The organism is Lentzea alba (genome assembly GCF_047445655.1).
Lineage (GTDB): Bacteria > Actinomycetota > Actinomycetes > Mycobacteriales > Pseudonocardiaceae > Lentzea > Lentzea alba_A.
In genome coordinates this window covers 294,305-311,304 of record NZ_JAJAEG010000003.1, presented here as the reverse complement: position 1 = coordinate 311,304, position 17,000 = coordinate 294,305, and the positions used below count along the sequence as shown (strand labels likewise).

Genomic DNA, 17,000 nt, shown 5'->3' with positions numbered 1-17,000 from the left:
AACCCTCACGCCGCACCCCTCCCAATCAGCCCCGCCACCGCTTCTTCCAACCCGGCACCCTCAACCCGGAGATCGCTGAGCGCGAGATCCTCCGCGAGCAACACCCGCAGCAACGCCTCCGGCGCCCGAGTCCCCAGACGCATGCGCTCACCGTCGTCACGAACCCAAGCGACACCGGGAAGTTCTTCCAGCCTCGCCCGCACCAACGAGGTCCGCGCGATCACCGTGCGATCAGGCAACCGCGCCACCAGCTCGTCCGGCGTCCCACCGGCGACCACGCGACCGCGGTCGAGCACCACCACGCGGTCGGCGACGGCCGAGGACTCCTCGATCAGGTGTGTGGTGAGCAGCACGCCGGTACCACGCGACCGCCGTTCCGCGAGGATCTGCCAGAACCTCTTGCGGGCGGGCACGTCCAGCCCAGCGGTCGGTTCGTCCAGCACCAGCAACCGCGGCTCGCCGACCAGCGCCATGGCGAGCTGCAGCCGTTGCTTCTGGCCGCCGGACAGCTTCGCCGCGCGGCGGTCGGCGAGGTCGGTCAGGTCGAGCTCGGCCATGATCGGCCCAGCGGCCGAACGAGGCACACCCGCCCTCACCGCGGCCCCGGTGACCAGTTCCGCCACCTTCAGCGTGTTCGGGAACCCCAGGGACTGCTGCACCACACCGAGGTTCCGGCGGGTCGACGCGATGCGCGGATCACCGCCGCAGACCCGAACACGGCCCTCACCCAGAGCCAGCAGACCGACCACCAGGTTCACCAGCGTCGTCTTGCCCGCGCCGTTCGGCCCGAGCAACGCCACGCACTCCCCCGCGCCGACGTCGAGGTCGACGCCGGCCAAGGCCTGCGTGGCGCCGTAGTTGAAGCGCGCCCCGCGCACTTCGAGCACCGTTTCCATGGTGCTCAGCGTGGTCGGGGCGCGCGAGCGGCAGTAGTGAGCTGGAGTCACCGAGTCGAGATGACGAAAGTCATCACGCGGGAAGGAGCCGGTGGATCACGGGGAGCAGGAGTGACTTCGGCGGTTGCCAGACGTGCGGGTCCTCGAACGCGTAGGTGAGGGCGCCGTCGCGGACGCAGTCGAGCAGGCCGGGTGCCGCGAGTTCGCGCGCCGACCACTCGTACAGCTGCTGGAGCCTCGGCAGGATCATCCCGAAGTCGACCAGGCGGCCGAATCCGTGTTCTCGGTTGAGGTAGTAGCGAGCGCTGTCACGCAACGGGTACTGGTGCGGGAGCACGCGCGAGAGTTGCAGGAAGATCCCGGTCATCCCCAGCCTGGGATCGCCGAGCAACGGCGCGAGCACCCGCAGCCTGCCCAGTGAGATCCGTGGCGCCGCGACCAGGGCGTGGGTGTAGAGCACCCGGCACAGGACGACGTTCAGGAAGAACCGCTCGGGCTCGTTCTCCGCCTCCGCGAGGTCGCGGTGCTCCAGATAGGCGGCGACCACGCTGCCGTTGTGCGCGCGGTACCAGGCCTGAGCTGTGGGGCGTTGAGCGAAGGCGAGCCAGTGAGCGGCCGTGCTCGACGACGGCGGACCGCTGAGGCCGCCGCTCAGGGCCACGGCCTCGCAGCCGTCGCGGAGGATGCGCTCGTTCACCGCGCGCCACCACGGACTGCCGGGGCGGTCGCTGAACGCCGGTTGCAGCACGCCGCGCCGCAGCTGCCAGCGCATGAACGAGATCGCCGCCCGGCGGAACGGCAGGTGGCGGGGTGCGTGACCGAACGGGCCGTAGTAGCAGCGCTCCATCAACGCCAGCCGGCCGGCGGGGTCGTCGCGCACTCTGGTGACCTGCTGCTCGGCCCAGGCCGCGGCCGTGACCTCCGGCATCACGCGCCCATGGTCGCACGCGGACCGGGCCGAGCTCAGGCGATCACTGTCCAGGCGCGTACTCGGCGATCACCGCCTGCACCAGCCGGGGGTTCGTGTTCGGCAGGTCCGCGACGCCCACCGCGATCATCCAGTCGGTGCCGGGAACGGCGGTGATGGCGTTGTAGGTGGCGCCCAACGTGTTCGGCGGCGCCGGGGCCGGGATGCTGTCCCACGCGCCGGCGCGGTAGGTGGAGAACGCGGCTCGGGGCATCGGCGGCAGGTTGCCGATCACCCACGGCGCACCGGAGGCGCCGACCGCCACGCCGGGCACCCGCGGCGAGTTCATGCCGGGCACCAGCCCGAAGGTGGTGCCGTCGCCGCGCACAACGATGTTGCCCGAACCCATGCCGCCGGAGTCACCGACCGCCCAGATCTCCTTGGCAGAGCTGCCGTCGATCGAGTTCAGGGTCAACGGCTGCCCGTTGACGCCCACCTGGACCGCACGCCACCGAGTGCCGTTCCAGTGGAACAGCAGCGGCCCCATGAAGCCGCTCCACATGCCGTTGCCGGCCGCCCACACGTTGTCGGGCGCGAACGCCTTGACGGAGTTGATGGTGCAGAAGTTCGGGAAGCCGTTGTTCACGCATTCGCTGGGCGGCAGGTGTTCCCGCCACGACTCACCGGTCCACTCGTGGAACACCGGTGTGTTGCCGCGGTAGCCGACGAGCCACACGCGTCCGTCCACAACGGACACGTCACGGATCGTCAGCGTGCTCGGGGTGGCGCCCGCCGGGTACGGCACCTCCGTCCACGTCACGCCGTCGTAGCGCCACACGAGAGTGACGTTGTCGTCGATGTTCTGGGATCGCGGACCGCCCACGACCCAGACGTCGGTCGCCGACGAGGCCGCCACGCGCCGGAACGACACCGGTACCTGCGTGACCGGAAGTGGCGCACGAGACCACTCGATCCCGTCCCACTGCAGGATCATCGGACCACCCGCGGTCTGCTGGTCCGGGTGGTAGCCCTCGATGCCGACGGCCCAGGCGTGGGTGGCGTCGGTGGCGGCCACGTCCCACAGGTTGCTCGTGGCCTTGTTCTCCGGGATCGGCGCCAGCCCCCAGGCGAGGTCCGGCTCGGCACCGGCCGGCGAAGCGACAGCGGCGGAAGCGGCGGCCGCGAGCGACAACGCGGCCAACCGTCTGCGAACTCCCATGGTTCCCCCAGATCGTCGACGAAAGTTGCGTCGGATCATGCATCACCGCACACCGGAAATCCGGTGTTCGCGCCCACCTTCGTACGGACGGCCGATGGCCGTGAAGCAGCCGCCATGCGGGGGTAACGCGAATGGACTTCAGGTTCAGTCTTGTGATCTGTTTCACTCGGGAGTAGAACTGAACGCACGGTTACCGGAAAGCGCGCCTCGCGGGAACTCCAACCCTGCCAACCGAATACTTGTGAGGACACGTGCGAACCGTCGTCGTAGTCGTCCTGTTCGGCCTGGGCGCATTCGCTGTCGCGACCGGGCTGGTGCTGCAGCTGCACACCCACCCTTTCCTCGCCAAGTTGCAGCACAACATCGACAACGTCTCGATCTCCGAGGGCGAGGGCGTCACCGCCATCGTCTACCCGCCGGGCAAGCTCCCCGAGCTCCGCCACGGCCTGAGGCTCACCGCCACGACGCACGTCGAGGGCGACCTCGCGGCGCCGGAGGTGGAGCCGGGCGGCGACATCACCGTGTGGAAGCGGGCGACGCTGGTCAAGGAGGAGGCCGACGACCTCGTGCTCAGCGCCGAGGTCCGCAAGATCTGCCTCGACCGCCGCACCGGTGAGGCCGTCGCGCCGTGCCACGGGGAGTTCTACGAGACCGAGCAGGGCAAGCGGATGTTGCCCACCGGCGACGAACTGCTGCACCCCGGGCTCAACTTCGTGTTCCCGTTCGACACCGAACGGCGCGACTACAGTTGGTACGACACGGTTCTCAAGGCACCCGCTTCGATCCAGTTCGACGGCGAGCAGCTCCTGCAGGGACTCGACGTGTACCGGTTCGTGCACACGATCCCGCCGACGGAGATCGGGAAGTTCGAGGTGCCGGGCGAGATGGTCGGCCTCGCCGAACCGTCCGTGGACGTCACGCAGTACTACGGCGTCACCCGCACGCTGCTGGTCGAGCCCACCACCGGCGCGGTGCTCTCGGTGCGCGAGGACATCAAGCAGGAACTGCGCACCGCGACGCAGGCGGAGGGCGAGGGCACCTACGCGTTCGACGGCGAGCTGCGGCTGACCGAGGCGTCGGTGACCGCGAACGTCGACGAGGTCAAGAAGAACCGGCCGTTCCTGTTCGTGATCACCACCCTGCCGGTGATCCTGTGGATCTTCGGCGCGGTGCTGGTCGCGGGTGCGCTGGTGCTGTTGTTGCGCCACCGCAGCGGTTTCCTCGCCGCCGGGCTGGCGCTGGTGATCGGCGCTGCCCTCGCCGGTGGCATCACCGTCGGGGTCACCAACGCCAGCGACCCCGACAGCTCACTCGACCTGAAGAACGTCGTCTCGTCCACCAACGTCGACTACGGACTGCGATGAACCTCCTGCTGCGCCTCGATGATCCGCGCGACGTCGAGCAGAGCGCCCTCCGCCGCCGGTACCGCGATCAGGGTCACCGGCAACGGGTTGCCGTCGCGGTCCCAGCCCGCCCGCACGGACACCGCCGGGTAGCCGCTCACCCGCCACAGCGGCGCGAACGGCGAGGTGTCGCCGTTGCGCACCAACATGCCTCCGGGCAGCGACTTGGTTTCAGCCGGGCCGGTGTAGCCGGGCGTCACGAGCACGTCGACACCGGCGAACATCTGGTCCAGCATCGTGCGTTCCGCGGCCCGCATCGCCCGGCAGATGCCCTTGAACGGCGACGGCACGATCCGGCCGAGGAACTCCAGCTCGCGCCGGCCCGCGGTCAGATGGGGCGCCAGCAGCAGCCGGGACTCGCTGGCCAGGTGCGGGTCGTGATCCACAACCTCCTTGACGTGCAACGACAACAGCGCGGCCACGTCGTCGACCGCACGCCGCATCGGCGCGCGCGTCCTGGTGGACACCGAGACGCCGCGCAACGACACCCCGATCCTCAGTGGACGATTCCCGGGCTTGACCTGCCAGCCCAGACCGGAGAGCACGTGGGACACGTCGGCGACGTTGCGGGCCAGCACACCGGCTCCGCCCGAGGTCTCGAAGCCGACGACACCCGCGGCACCGGCAGGGACCTGGCCCGCTCCCGGGGCCCGGCGAGCCAGCACAGCGGTCACCACGCCGGAAGCTACGGCGACCGCCGAACCGGACACCCGCAGGTCCAGCAACGCGTCCGACGGAGCCGGGTTGCGATGTCTCTCCGCCGCGGACGTCCGTCCGATCACGACAGCGCCGGCAGCGGTGAGAACGCCGGATGCCGCCTGCGGCAGGGAGTCCTCGACCGCCATCGGCAGGCCGAGCAGCCCACCGCGTTCGCCGCGGGCCAGCCGCCGATCGGCCTCACGGGCACTGCGCCGGGCGGACGTCAAATCGACATCTGTGAAAACCTCTCGCAGGGAGGCGAGCCGATCTTCAGCCGTCGCAAGGAGTTCTGCTGCGCTGGTCGTACCACCGGCGAGCAGTCGGGCCTGGTCCGCTGCTCCCGGATACCACACAGGGGTTTCTTCCACGTGTCTCTTCCTCCGGCCTCGTTGCCGATGAGTCGCCTGGCTGCTACCCGTTTGACAGCAGGGGTTCCGCCGAACGGGCCTGCAGTTCGGCGGCCGAGTAGCTGCTTTCATCACGCGGACCGATCAAGATGACTTCTGTCACCCCGGTCAGGGGGTTGCGCAGAGGTTACTGTCCGGTAGTTTGCACGCCACTGTGACGTCCATCTCACGTCTAAAAGGAGTTCGGGTGCGTCGTGTCGCGAGCCTCGTACTGGTAGGACTGGGCATCTTCTCGCTGGCGCTCGGAGCAGTGCTGCGTTTCTACGTGTACCCCGAGCTCGCCCTCGTGCCGCTCGACCAGAAGACGGAATCCGTTGCGGAAGGTGCCGCAAAGGTGTTCTACCCCAAGGATCTCGTCGTCAAGGACGCGCAGCTCACCGCCACGCGCAAGGTCGAGAGCAACCGGGTGCTGCCCGACGGCAAGTCGGGTGGCGACGTCATGGTCTGGGACCAGGGCCTCGTGGTCACCGACGCCAACGACCAGCTCGTCTCCGCGTTGGAGCACCGCGTGTGCCTCGACCGGCGGACGAACATGGCGCTGGAGAAGTGCAGCCAGCAGTACGTGACGGACAACGAGAAGGGTCCGACGGCAGAAGACAAGGCGGTGCGCCAGGAAGGCCTGAACTACAAGTTCCCGTTCGGGACCGAGCCTCAGGACTACAAGTACTTCGACACCACCGTGCGCAAGGCGTCGACGGCGAAGTACGAGGGCACCGAGCAGCTCGGCGGACTTGAGGTCTACAAGTTCGTGCAGAAGATCCCGCGGACCAAGATGCGTGACCAGGAGGTGCCGGGCAGCCTGGTGAACCAGCCCGAGACGCCTTCGGTCAAGGCCGAGCGGTTCTACCAGAACACCCGGACGATGTGGGTGGAGCCGACCAGCGGAATCATCGTCAAGGGTTCGGAACAGCAGCGACAGGTGCTGGTCGGACCGGACGGCAAAGACGGCACGGTGCTGATCGAGGGCACCCTGACGTTCAACGAGAAAACGGTCAAGGAATCAGTGGAACGTGCCACCGAGGCACGTGACAAATTGAACCTGATCAGCAGCACCGGACCGATTGTCCTGCTTTCTGTCGGCGTGGTGCTGCTGCTGGCAGGAATTCTGCTGGGAGCGTTCGCGCGGCGGCCTAAGCACGTCGCCTGAGCACGACCACGAAGTTCCACGAGGCGATCTCCCGGACCCCCGGGACGCGGGTGATCCACTTCGCCCACGACGGGTGGTACCGGGGGAACGTCTCGACCACGTCGGCGACGGTCTGGCGGTGAGCCCACCGCTGGACCGCCCCGACGCTCACCGGGAACAGGGAAGTACCGAAGGAGTTCTTCGGCGGTTTGCCGTTGCGGCGCTCGTAGCGCCGTCGCGCGTAGTCACCGCCGAGGAAGTGCCAGGGCGCGGTCTCGTGACCGCCCCAGGGCGAGTACCAAGGCGTGTACGACATGAAGATCGTGCCTCCGGGCCTGGTCACGCGCACCATCTCGGCCAGCATCAACCACGGGTCGTCGACGTGCTCCAGGACGTTGGACGAGTAGCAGACGTCCACCGAGCCGTCGCGGAACGGCAGCGCCGTGCCACTGGCGCGGATCATGCCGGGGTCGGGCTCGCCGCGGGCGGACAGCTCGCCGACGTCCGGGTCCAGACCCACGTAGCGGGCGCCGGCCGCGCGGAACGCCTCGGCGAAGTAGCCGGGTCCGCCACCGACGTCCAGCACGACCGCACCACGCAGAGACACATAGGAAGACACCTGACTGACTGAGTCGTCAGCCAGGATTTGATAGAAGTGGTCCGGGTCGGACTGCTCTTTCAGGAATGCGCGAAAAAGGCGAACAGATCGCTTGAAGGTTGGCCTGTGCGAACTTTCTCGGGCCGAAACTGAACCGATCTCGACCATTGCTATCTCCCGCATTCCGTCTACCATGGCTACCTGGCGGTAACCTAGCATCCGGGAGAGGTAGATGTCGCGTTCCACCGATAACCGGCCGAGCATTCTGCTGGTGAATTGGCGCGACACCAGACACCCCGAGGGCGGCGGTTCCGAGCGGTACGTCGAACGCATCGCCGAGGGGCTGGTGCAGCTCGGCTACCGGGTCGCGATCCAGTGCGCCGACCACGGTCGCGCCCCGCTGGGCGACTGGGTGGCCGGCGTCCGCTTCCGCAGGCGGGGCAACAAGTTCACCGTCTACCTGCACGCCCTCCTGGCGATCCTGCGCTCCGACGCGGACGTCATCGTGGACGTGCAGAACGGGATGCCGTTCTTCAGCCGCCTGGTCGCGCGCTGCCCGGTCCTCGTGCTGGTGCACCACGTGCACCGCGAGCAGTGGCACAGCGCGCTCGGCCCGTTCTTCGGCCGGATCGGCTGGTGGATCGAGTCCTGGCTGGCACCTCGCCTGTACCGGAAGTGCCGCTACATCACGGTTTCCAACGTGACGCGCGACGAGCTGGGACAACTTGGCATCGAGCTGCGCCGCACGGCCGTCGTGCCGAACGGGCTGGACGCGCCGCCCGCGGTGACGGCTCGCCGCAACGGGAAACCGGTCCTCGTCGCGGTGTCCCGGCTGGTTCCGCACAAGCGGCTGGAGCACGCGATCGACCTGGTCGCGCGGCTCCGTCCGAAGTGGCCGGACCTGCGGCTGGAGCTCGTCGGTGACGGCCCGTGGAAGGACGTGCTGACCCAGCACGCGATCGACCGCGGCGTCCAGGACAGCGTGGTCATCCACGGCTGGGTCGACGAGCAGACCAAGCACGAGATCCTCGCCGGGGCGTGGGTGCACCTGTGCCCGTCGGTCAAGGAGGGCTGGGGCATCGTGATCATGGAGGCCGCCTCGCACGGCGTGCCCACGGTCGCGTACCGCTCCGCGGGTGGTGTGGCCGAGGCGATCGTCGAACACCGCACCGGTCTGCTCGCCGAGGACTTCGACGACTTCGTGCGGCACACGGACAAGCTGTTGCGGGACAAGCCGATGCGCAAGGCGATGGGCGCAGCGGGCCGTCAGCGCGCGAGGGAGTTCAGCTGGGAGGAGAGCCTCGACGCGTTCGAGAGCGTCCTGCACAGCGAGCTCGGGCTGCCCGAACGCCTACCGCGGCGCGCCCTGGCCCGTCAGGACCGCATCGCATAGCAGGTCGAGCAGCCCGGCGTCGGCGCTCCGGCCCGACTACCGCGACGCGCCCTGACCGGCGAGAACCGCACCACACAACAGGTCGAGCAGCCCGACGGCGGCGTCAGCGCTCCGGCCCCACTACCGCGACGCGCCCTGACCGGCGAGAACCGCACCACACAACAGGTCCAACAACCCGGCGGCGTCGTCGGCACCGAAGTCCCTGCGCCGCGCGCGCACCGTGACCGTGGTGACCTCCCCTGTCGTCACCACGCCGAACGCGACCCCCGACCGGCCGCTGGCTGCGGGGAAGAAGCGCAGCGCACGGACGTCCGCGTCGACGACGCCGAGGTTCGACACGAGGAACGTGGAGCCGAGCCGGGCCGCCAGCAGCCGCATTCCCAGCCGTGCCACGGGGTTGCGCTTGCTCGGGAACCCGGTTTCCGGCGCCGCGCCCGCCAGCAGCGCGCGGACGTCGTTCTCGTCCGCCCTCGCGGGCAGCCGCAGCCTCAGCAGGGCGCTGCCGTCCTCAGGACGCGGATCGGTACCCGCACGCCAGGAAGCGCCGATCGCGGCGACCACGCGGCTGTGAGGCACCCCGCGCGAGGCGTTCCACCGCCGCGTCGTGTCCAGCGCGGCGGTGGTGAGCCGGACGCTGCCCACCTTGGTCCGGGGGATCTCGCGGGACACCAGGTGGTCGCCGGAGTCCTTGCCGCGCAAGGAGGCCTCGATGCGCGTGGGAGGCGTCCACACGGCCTCGCGCAGCCGATCCAGAGCGTTGAGGAGGTACGGGCGGTCGGGGGTTCGCCCGGCCACACCGGTCGCCGAGCTGTGCACGGGTGCGCCGAGTGCGATGCCGAGCAACGCGACCAGGCCGAGCCCGTCGACCGCGCCGTGGTGCGCGGCGATCAGCAGCCGGTCGCCAGCGAGGGCGACCCGCACCAGCGGATCGCCCTCGTGGTAACGACTGTCGGCGAACTCGGCGCGCGTGGCGTCCCAATCGGACGGTAGGCGCACGACGGCGGCCGGACCGAGGTTCGGATACGCGTCGGAGGCTCGGGACATCCGCGCGGCCACGGTCGCGGGGTCCGGCGTCTCGCGCAGGCCCCCTTCCAGCAGGATGCTCCAGGTGGCCGCGGGGTCCCCGGAGAAACCGACGGGCACCGGTCAGCGGTTGCCGTAGTCGAGCACCTTCGGCGTCAACGCGGGCTGCACCTTCTGCCCCTGCTCCACCAGCTCCTCCTGCGCCCGCTCCATCACCTTGTCCGGGTGGTTGCGGTCGACGACGACCATGCCGACGCCGCCGGCGAACGCCGCCCCGGCGACGACCGCGACCAGGAACGAAACCAGGCCCACGACTACTCCTCACGTTGGGGTGGGGCGAATCTACCGACGGGTAACCGTCTCCACAACAGGCTGACGCCGATCAGTGACCCAGCCGCGATCCAGGCCAGCACAACGGGTGCAGCGGATGGGCCGTTCGGTGCAGCCGGTACTGCTCCCGGCACCCGGTACAGGGCCAGCTCCGGGCCGTCGTGCACCTTCTCCAGCCGTGCCAGCAGGTTCTCGTCCACCCGGCCCGGCGTCCCGTGCTCCACCAGCACCCAGCCGATGCCGCTCAGATCGCCGGTGCGCAGCTTCGCCGCCCGTTGGTCCTCCCCCGCCACGATCCGCCCGCTGACGGACAGCTGGTCGTCCACGACGGTCGTGCCGGGCAGGTAGCGGGGCGCGGGGTCGAGCTGGGTGCGCTGGTCGTTCCAGTCGAACCTGCGGAACGCCGACAGCGGGTACACGGCGACGTCGCCGGGCTGGTCGACGAGTTTTTCGCGCACGGCGGCCCAGTCCGGCGGGTAGTCGACCGGTTCGAGGCGCCCGAACCCGCCCCAGGCGAGGTCCGGCAGCATCCCGAGCAGCAGCACGGCCACGACCATCCGCCCGCGCAGCCGTTCCGCGGCGACGGCGAGCCCGAGCGCCAACGGCAGCGCCCACCACGCCACCCACTTCTGGCTGTCGCGCAGCAGCCCGGCGCCCGGCACGTGCTCGATCAACGCCTCCAGCCCGGCCACACCGCCCGGCAGCACGGCGAACAGGGCCAGGAGCACCCCGAGCACGCCCAGACCCGCCAGCGGCCACACGGGCATGCGTTTCGACAGCTCTTTGAGCCCGTAGACCGCGGCGCCCACGAGCAGCAGGGTGATCACGGGGAGCATCGGGTTGGCGCGACTCGCGGGCACGACGTCGCTGTTCCAGATCCCGCCCAACCCCAGCACGCTGAGCACCGGCCCGCCCCAGTTCTCGCCGCGCGCGCTGAACGCCTCGACACCGGCCGGGTCGGAGAGTCCGTTGTGCAGCAACGAGGGCACCCACCAGGGCGCGTTGAGGACCACGCCGATCGCCAGCACCTGCCACGTTCTCCGGCGTCCCGCGGTGACCAGCGCCGTGCCCAGCGCGAGGATCCCGCCTGGTGCCGAGAGCACCGCGGGCAGGCTCGCGAGCACTAGCCGCGTCCACGCGTGCGGTTCGCCGTTGCGCATCTTGAGGCCGGCCATGGCGACCCACGGCAGGGCCGCGTACCCGAGCAACAGGGTCCAGTGGCCGATGAAGAGCCGTTCGGCGACGTAGGCGTTCCACGAGTAGGCCACCGCGGCGACGATCCGCACGCCGGTCTTGTCCGTCGGCACGAGCAGTCCGGCACCCAGCGCACCGGCGAACACGATCGCGAACAGCGCCACCTTCTGCACCAGCTGACCAGGAACGACCTGGGTGATCAGCGCGACCACGGCGTCCACCGGCACCGCGCGCGGCAACGCGTCGCCGAGCCCGAACGCCGCGGCGTTGAGCGGCTGCTCGGGCGTGAAGACCATGTCGTAGACGAGGACGTAGCCGGGCAGCAGCACCGGGGCCAGAGCGGCGAGGGCCAGTGCCGCGCACGTGGCGTAGAGCTTCAGTCCGTTCGGCCGCACTTGCTCCCTCTCCGGTCGCGCCGGGGCTACAGTCGCCGAAACTACCGGCCAGTAGTACCGACGGGTAGTACCCCTGCGGCACACCCTGCCACCGGAAGGACCATGCGTGTCCGCTCCGACGACCACGACTTCGCGCCTGGACGCACTGCTGATCACCGGCGCGCTGCTCGGCGCCAACGCGGCCAGCTACGTGCTGACGATCGCGGCCGCGCGGGTGCTCGCGCCCGCGGTGTTCGGCGAACTTTCCGCGTTGCTCGCGCTCGTGGTCATCGGCGTGGTGCCGGCGATGAGCCTGCAGACCGTCGCCGCGCTGCGCGTGCGCGACCTCGGCCCGCGTCCCCTGTTCGGCCTCGGCTTGAGCGTGAGCGCGGGCATGACCGTGCTGACGCTGGCCCTCGTGCCTTTGCTCGCCCGCCTGCTGCACCTGGACGGCCCGTGGCCGGTCGTGTGGCTCGCGCTGTCCTTGGCCCCGCTCACGGTTCTCGGTCTGCTGCACGGCCTGCTGCAGGGCTCGCAACGGTTCGGCGCGCTGGCGTTGCTGGTGTCGCTGGAGGGGCTCGGCAAGGTCGGCGGCGGTGTGGCCGGGCTGGTGATCTCCCCCTCGTCGACCTCGGTGCTGGCGGGCACGGCTGTCGGCTCGTTCCTGGTCGTGGTGGCCGGGTGGACGTTGTGCGGGCGGCCTCGCCCGGCTCGGCCTCTTGGTGGTGCCGAGGTGATGCACGCATCGCAGGCGATGCTGGCGTTGGTGCTGCTGGTGAACCTGGATCTGGTGCTGGCGCGGCATCAACTCGCGGACCAGGCCGGTGGGTACGCGGTCGGTGCGGTCGTCACGAAGATCGCGTACTGGTTGCCGCAGGCCGTCGGGGTGCTGTTGTTGCCCCGCATGGCGTGCCCCGATGAACGCCGCCGCATGCTGCCGAAGGCCTTGGCGGTGTGTGCGGGGCTGGACGCGTTGGTCGTCGTGGGCTGCGCGTTGTTCGGGCCGTTGGGGGTCTCACTGATCGGTGGTGCGAACTACCACGGGAACGCGATTCCGCTGTGGCAGTTCGCTCTTGTCGGGTCGTTCCTGGCGTTGGTGCAGCTGCTGCTGTTCTCGCGGATCGCCAGCGGTGACCGGCGGTCGACGCTAGCGGTGTGGATCGCGGTCGGTGCCGAGATCGTGCTGATCACGCAGTGGCTCAACGGTTCCGTCACTCAGGTGGTGACCGGAGCGCTGCTGGCCACTGCGGGGCTGGTAGTCGCCGGTGCGGTGATCGAGGCTCGCAGCACGAGGTCAAGCAGCACGCGGGAAAGCGTGATGAGGTCAGCCTGACGCGACCGGCTCCACCGGCGCGGTCTGCTCAGCGTCTTCCTCGGGCTGGGCTCTGTGCTGCGGACCGAACGGCCGGAACGAGGCCGCCACCACCGCCGACACCGCCACCAGGAACGAGGCCTGCACCACCGGCAGGTAGGCCCACTCCTGACCGTTGCCCAGCAGCCGACCGAGCACCGCCACCCCCGAACCGAACGCGACCCCGCTCAGCGCGACCACCTTCGGCGCCGCCGCCCAGAACTCCCGCGCCAGCAGGCAGGCGATCAGCGCCACGATCGGCAGCATCCCGCCGAGCACCGCCAGCAGCACGAGCATCGCGACCACCAGCCACCGGCTGCGCGACGGCAGCACGAACGTCACCCGCCTCCGCACCGGAGCCACGGCCAGCGCGACGACCGCGAGCACGCCCAGCACGCCGACCAGCAGACCGAGCCGATAACGGGCGTCCGGCACGAAGTCCAGCGTGACCACGCCGCCGTCGCCCTCGGGCAGCACCCAGGCCTGCTGCCACCCGTCGACCCGCGTCTTCTCCAGCACCTGACCGTTCAACGTCGCGGTCCAGCCGTCGTTGACGTTCTCCGGCACCACCAGCAACGCCTTGGCTCCCGCCGCCACGGTGACCTCGCGTTCGGTCACGTCCCAGGTGCCAACGCTGACCTCCCGGTGCGTCGCGGCTGGCTTCGGCAGTTCGAGGTGGGCGACCGACACGTCCTGCACCACGAACGACTCCGAGCGCGACGTCGTCAGCACGTGGTCACCGGCCGGCAGTTCCAGCGCGGTCGCCAGGTCGTCGTCGCACAGCGTCGCCTTCAGCGGGCGGTGCCGAGCCACGTCCCCGAGCACCCCGGACACCGAGCTGGTGATCTTCTTGCCGTCGATCTCGATCACCGGCCCCTGCCCGCACGGCACGGTGAACGGCGTCTCCGCGGAAACCGGCTTCAGCACGCCCTCCAGCGCGGGCACGCGAAGTTCGCCGATCTCGGCAGGCCCCAGACCGCCGGCCTCGCGCACGGCGAGCTCGAGCTTCTCGGTGGTCGCCGGTTTGATCTTCGCGATGCCGTCCTGGCCGATGCGCGCGACCTCGGTGCCCGCGTCGGTGCGCACCTCGATCACCGCGGGCACCTTGGCGCCCTCGATCCGGAACTCCTCCAGGGTCCGCTTTCCCTGCCACGCCAGCGTGAGCGTCGGCTTCAGGTCGGTCACGTCCGGCACCCACGACGTGCCGGGATCACCGTCGACGGCGTACAGCGCACTCGCCGCCACGTCGCCCGCGAGCGAGGTCGTGCCGGTCACGGTGACCCCGCCGGGCAGTACCGGGTTCTTGGCACCGGCAGCCGGCACCACGGTGGCGTTCACCGCGAACTTCCCGTCGGCCGAGGTGCGGAACAGCCGGGTGAGACCGGTGACCTCCTCGCCGAACCGGGACAGGGTCGCGTCGCACCGCACGGCGTCAGCGGTCCGGTAGCAGGCGGAGCGGGACTGGCTGCCACGCGTGAACGAGAAGCCCGGCCGCGCCGCCTTCCGGTCGTTCGGCACGCGGAGTGCCCGCTGTGCCGTGGTGCCCGGCACGCTCAGCTCCTTGATGCCGACGTTGCCGTCCTGCCGACCGGCCGCGAGACCGGTGATCGTCACGCGCACGGTGCTGGTCAGCCCCGGCTGGACGGCGAACTTGTGCGGGCCGGGGCCGGGCGGCACGTCGTGCTCGGACTCCCCGGTGTCCGTGGTGATCCGGACGCGGTTGACCGTCCACCCGACGCGCAGGTCGTCGACCAGGTCGAGCGTCACCTCGCCGACCGAGCGCGGGGTGTCGAGCTCCAGTTCCAGCCACTGCCCAACGGCCCCGGTGAAGCTGGACGAGTGCCACGCCGACCCGCCGTCGCCGTCCACGGCCGCGAACGGGGAGTTCGCCGGGTCGATCGCACCGGCGGCGTCGGCGTACGCGGTCGAGGTGGACGCGCGGACGGTCCGGATGCCGCGGTACTCCGCCACGGTCTGGTGTCCGACGTCCTGGAACGGTGACACGTCCAGCGCGACACGTCCCTGCCGGGAGGCCTCGTCGGCGGACATCGTCTGGCTGAGGTTGTCCGAGACCCGGCCGACGTTGCGTTCCTTGCGCCGCAGTCCGTCGGTGACGAGCAGTTCACCGGACTCCCCGGTCGCGTCGCCGGCGAGGATCACCGGCTGGTCGACTTTGATCAGCCCCTGCGAAAGCAACGGCAGCAACGACTCCGGCCCGCCGCTCACGGTCGGGATGTCCGCCGCGTTGACCGCGGTGACGACCGGGACCTGCCGCTTGACCTCGTAGATCTCCAACGATCGCGCGCTCACCGTGGCATCGACCGAGCTGACGAGCTTCTGGTCGCTCATCTTGACCTCGGGCCCGAACTCGGCGACGCGCTCGACACCGGCCGAACCCTGGAGTCCCTGACGCAGCACGGCAAGCGGCGGTGCTCCGGTGGCCTCGCGCGCGATGTCGTTGCGCAACAACAAGAACCGATACCCACCGCGGGCGAGGAAGTCGGCCAGGCCCGCGGAGCCGCGACCGTCGGAGATCGCGTCGTTGACAGCGTCCATGAACCGCGTGTTGCCCTCGGACCCGAGCGGGACCTGGTTGCGCACGGCCCACGGGGACTCCGCGAGCGCCTGCATCGGCTCGTCCACCGTCCTGCCCCAGGTGTACTGGCCGAAACCGGTGGCGGGCAACATCAACGTCCGCGCCCGACTGTCCTGTTCGGACAGCCACGACGCGGCCTCGCGCCAGTGGCCCGGCACGTCCGACCAGCCGAGACCGGGCCGCAGGGTGAGCAGCCACGCCGGTGCCGCGACGACGGCGATCAGCAGCATGGCGACACCGATGCGGACCCGGCGCCGCCAGCGTTCGGGAGCCGCGCGCATCCCGGTCGGCCGCGAGAGGTGCAGGCCGTGGACGAACCCGAGGATCAGGCAGAGTCGCAGCACAGGTTCGAACTTGTGCACGTTGCGCAGCGGCGCGAGCGGCCCGTCCAGCAGGTCGCGCACCGTCTCGGCGAGCGGCGAGTCGAGCGAGCCGACGTACCCGACGGTCAGCAGGGTCAGTCCGGCCAGCGTGCCCAGCACCAGGAACCGGCGTTCCGGCAACCCGAGCCGCGCCAGTCCGACGACGCCGACCAGCGCCACCAGCGCGGTGCCCGCCATCAGCACGGGGTTGTCGACGAGCACGAACCCGTTGGGCCACCACGGTTCGCCCTGGAGCACGTACGCGACCCACTGGTTCGTCCCGCGCAGCACCTGGAACAACGACATCGGCGCGGTCGTGTTCGCCGCGGACTCGATGTAGTCCAGGAACGGCAGGCTGTACCGGCCGAGCAGCAGCAGCGGCACGATCCACCACAGCGCCACCGCGATGACGCAGCCGGCCCACCACAGCACCAGCTTCACGTGCTCGCGGTTCCACTCGCGCGTCAGCAGCCAGATACCGGGCAGCACGAGCGCCATGACGACCATCGCGCCGTTGATGCCGCCCATGCCCAGCACGGCGAGCGCGGACAGCGCGGCCGCCTTGCGCGGCGAGCCGATCTTGTTCGCCAGCACCAGCGGCAGCAGCACCCACGGCAACATGACCGCCGGCAGCATCTCCGACGACAGCGGTCCGATCTCGGTCAGCACCCGCGGCGCCATCGCGTAGGCGATCGCACCGGCGTAGCGGGTCGGTTCGTGGCCGATGTTGAGCGCGCGGGCCAGCCGCAGCACGCCGTAGAAGGCGAGGCAGAGCAGAACCGCGCACCAGAGACGTTGGGTGATCCACGCGGGCAACCCGAGGATCTGGCCGATCGCGAAGAACGGCCCCATCGGGAAGAAGTAGCCGTAGGCCTGGTTCTGCAGCTCGCCGCCCGTCGCGGCGGGATTCCACAGGTGGAGGGCCCGCGCCATGAACCCCAGCGGGTTGACGGCCAGGTCGAGTTTCGTGTCGAAGGTGGCCGTGCCGAACCTCTGCGCGAACGACAGCACCGTGAGTGCGATGAGCACCCACGTTGTCGGATTCCGGTGTGCGATCTTCAGGCTCTTGATGGCGGAGGAAGTTACCACTGGGTAGTGCCCAGGGGCGAGGATCGCTATCTT

13 protein-coding genes are annotated in these 17,000 nt (G+C 70.0%); 4 read left to right on the top strand and 9 right to left on the bottom strand.

Annotated elements, in window-relative coordinates:
- Nucleotides 1-5 precede the first annotated feature (5 nt).
- The 3 genes from LFM09_RS06915 to LFM09_RS06905 all read right to left on the bottom strand — a co-directional run bounded on the left by LFM09_RS06915 (nt 6) and on the right by LFM09_RS06905 (nt 3,022).
- Nucleotides 6-896: an ABC transporter ATP-binding protein gene (locus LFM09_RS06915; RefSeq protein WP_414095436.1), complete on the bottom strand. Its 891-nt coding sequence runs from the start codon at nt 894-896 to the stop codon at nt 6-8.
- Between the two features lie 73 nt (nt 897-969).
- A complete protein-coding gene (locus tag LFM09_RS06910) occupies nt 970-1,824 on the bottom strand; it encodes a hypothetical protein (RefSeq protein WP_414095604.1) in 855 nt (284 codons plus the stop codon).
- Between the two features lie 43 nt (nt 1,825-1,867).
- A complete protein-coding gene (locus LFM09_RS06905; protein ID WP_414095435.1) occupies nt 1,868-3,022 on the bottom strand; it encodes a hypothetical protein in 1,155 nt (384 codons plus the stop codon).
- Nucleotides 3,023-3,273: 251 nt separating this feature from the next.
- On the opposite strand from LFM09_RS06905, the gene LFM09_RS06900 reads away from it, so the two are divergent.
- Complete coding sequence (locus LFM09_RS06900; protein ID WP_414095434.1) at nt 3,274-4,386, top strand: DUF3068 domain-containing protein; 1,113 nt, start codon at nt 3,274-3,276, stop codon at nt 4,384-4,386.
- Here LFM09_RS06900 and LFM09_RS06895 read toward each other — a convergent pair.
- A complete protein-coding gene (locus tag LFM09_RS06895; RefSeq protein WP_414095433.1) occupies nt 4,371-5,492 on the bottom strand; it encodes a hypothetical protein in 1,122 nt (373 codons plus the stop codon). The genes LFM09_RS06900 and LFM09_RS06895 overlap by 16 nt on opposite strands.
- A 226-nt stretch (nt 5,493-5,718) precedes the next feature.
- On the opposite strand from LFM09_RS06895, the gene LFM09_RS06890 reads away from it, so the two are divergent.
- Entirely contained in the window at nt 5,719-6,678 is a 960-nt protein-coding gene (locus tag LFM09_RS06890; RefSeq protein ID WP_414095432.1) for a DUF3068 domain-containing protein, read from the top strand.
- On the opposite strand, the gene LFM09_RS06885 is transcribed toward LFM09_RS06890, so the two are convergent.
- A complete protein-coding gene (locus LFM09_RS06885; RefSeq protein ID WP_414095603.1) occupies nt 6,662-7,423 on the bottom strand; it encodes a class I SAM-dependent methyltransferase in 762 nt (253 codons plus the stop codon). The genes LFM09_RS06890 and LFM09_RS06885 overlap by 17 nt on opposite strands.
- Nucleotides 7,424-7,487: 64 nt before the next feature.
- On the opposite strand from LFM09_RS06885, the gene LFM09_RS06880 reads away from it, so the two are divergent.
- The gene (locus LFM09_RS06880; RefSeq protein ID WP_414095431.1) at nt 7,488-8,648 is read left to right on the top strand and encodes a glycosyltransferase family 4 protein; all 1,161 of its coding nucleotides are present in this window, start codon (nt 7,488-7,490) and stop codon (nt 8,646-8,648) included.
- Between the two features lie 120 nt (nt 8,649-8,768).
- On the opposite strand, the gene LFM09_RS06875 is transcribed toward LFM09_RS06880, so the two are convergent.
- From LFM09_RS06875 to LFM09_RS06865, 3 genes are read right to left on the bottom strand one after another with little or no spacing between them, the layout of a single operon-like run.
- A complete protein-coding gene (locus LFM09_RS06875) occupies nt 8,769-9,791 on the bottom strand; it encodes a hypothetical protein (RefSeq protein WP_414095430.1) in 1,023 nt (340 codons plus the stop codon).
- 3 nt (nt 9,792-9,794) lie between these two features.
- Entirely contained in the window at nt 9,795-9,983 is a 189-nt protein-coding gene (locus tag LFM09_RS06870) for a hypothetical protein (RefSeq protein ID WP_414095429.1), read from the bottom strand.
- Between the two features lie 2 nt (nt 9,984-9,985).
- The gene (locus LFM09_RS06865; RefSeq protein WP_414095428.1) at nt 9,986-11,590 is read right to left on the bottom strand and encodes a hypothetical protein; all 1,605 of its coding nucleotides are present in this window, start codon (nt 11,588-11,590) and stop codon (nt 9,986-9,988) included.
- 106 nt (nt 11,591-11,696) lie between these two features.
- Between LFM09_RS06865 and LFM09_RS06860 the strand changes: the two genes are divergently transcribed.
- A complete protein-coding gene (locus LFM09_RS06860) occupies nt 11,697-12,902 on the top strand; it encodes a lipopolysaccharide biosynthesis protein (RefSeq protein ID WP_414095427.1) in 1,206 nt (401 codons plus the stop codon).
- Here LFM09_RS06860 and LFM09_RS06855 read toward each other — a convergent pair.
- Complete coding sequence (locus tag LFM09_RS06855) at nt 12,894-16,907, bottom strand: alpha-(1->3)-arabinofuranosyltransferase (RefSeq protein WP_414095426.1); 4,014 nt, start codon at nt 16,905-16,907, stop codon at nt 12,894-12,896. The genes LFM09_RS06860 and LFM09_RS06855 overlap by 9 nt on opposite strands.
- Between the last annotated feature and the right edge of the window lie 93 nt (nt 16,908-17,000).

What these genes read in the sequence shown, in the direction of transcription:
- LFM09_RS06915 (WP_414095436.1), bottom strand. Translation starts at nt 896, where the DNA reads ATGGAAACGGTGCTCGAAGTGCGCGGGGCGCGCTTCAACTACGGCGCC.
- LFM09_RS06885 (WP_414095603.1), bottom strand. Translation starts at nt 7,423, where the DNA reads ATGGTCGAGATCGGTTCAGTTTCGGCCCGAGAAAGTTCGCACAGGCCA.
- LFM09_RS06910 (WP_414095604.1), bottom strand. Translation starts at nt 1,824, where the DNA reads ATGCCGGAGGTCACGGCCGCGGCCTGGGCCGAGCAGCAGGTCACCAGA.
- LFM09_RS06905 (WP_414095435.1), bottom strand. Translation starts at nt 3,022, where the DNA reads ATGGGAGTTCGCAGACGGTTGGCCGCGTTGTCGCTCGCGGCCGCCGCT.
- LFM09_RS06880 (WP_414095431.1), top strand. Translation starts at nt 7,488, where the DNA reads ATGTCGCGTTCCACCGATAACCGGCCGAGCATTCTGCTGGTGAATTGG.